Annotated in this window: 1 protein-coding gene; it reads left to right on the forward strand. The window is 63.2% G+C overall.

Annotated features, from left to right (window positions below; all coding sequences use genetic code 11):
- On the forward strand, window positions 1-1,032 hold a 1,032-nt coding region (locus AC2A1E_RS24150), incomplete at both ends, for an Ig-like domain-containing protein (protein ID WP_484385866.1).

The raw sequence follows: 1,032 nt of genomic DNA on the forward strand, positions 1-1,032 counted from the left end.
TGGCAACCACAGCCTGACCGTGACCGCAGAAGATGCAGCGGGTAACAGCGTGACCTCCCCGGCGTTTGAGCTGAAGGTGGACACCGAAGCGCCAGCACAACCGGTGATTGGCGGGGCGATTGACGACGTGGGCGACGTGCGCGGGCCATTGAGCAGCGGCAGCGTGACCGACGACGCCACCCCGACCTTCAACGGAACGGCCGAAGCGGGCAGTATCGTCAAGGTGTACGACAACGGTAACCTGTTGGGCTCGGTCACGACCGACAACAACGGAGCCTGGACGTTTACCCCGACCACGTCATTGGTGGAAGGTAAGCACAGCATCACCACCACGGCGACGGACAAGGCGGGCAACACCAGTGCACCATCCGAGTCGTTCGATCTGACCACCGACTACACCGCGTCACCGACCGGCCCAGAGTTCCTGGCGATCACCGGCGTGGAAGACCGCGTGGGCAGCGAGCAGGGCACCATTGTGTCCGGTGGACTGACCGACGACAGCCAGCCGCTGATCAGCGGTATCGGCACCGCCGGTGACACCATCCGTGTCTATGCCAAAGACAGCGCGGGCAACCATCTGATTGGTAGCGCGACAGTCCAGGCAGACGGCACCTGGTCGATGACGCCAACCACACCACTGCTGGAAGGCAACAACCAGTTGACCATCGTGGCGGTGGACGCGGCCGGTAACAAGACCACCCCAAGTACCCCGTCGTACGATCTCAACGTTGACATCACCGTACCGGCACAACCGGCGATCACCAGCGTGGTGGACAACGCCGAGCCGCACGTCGGCCCACTGCAGAAGGGCGATGTCACCAACGACAACACCCCGACCCTGAACGGTACCGCCGAGGCCAACAGCACCGTCATTGTCTCTGACAACGGTCAGGTGATTGGCAGCGTGGTGGCTGATGCCCACGGCAAGTGGAGCTTCACGCCAGACACGGTACTGAAAGACGGCAGCCACAGCCTGAACATCACCGCGACCGACGCGGCAGGTAACGTCAGTGCGCCAAGCGGCAGCTTCGG

It is taken from the genome of Serratia sp. HNCC26DJ206 (genome assembly GCF_057180605.1).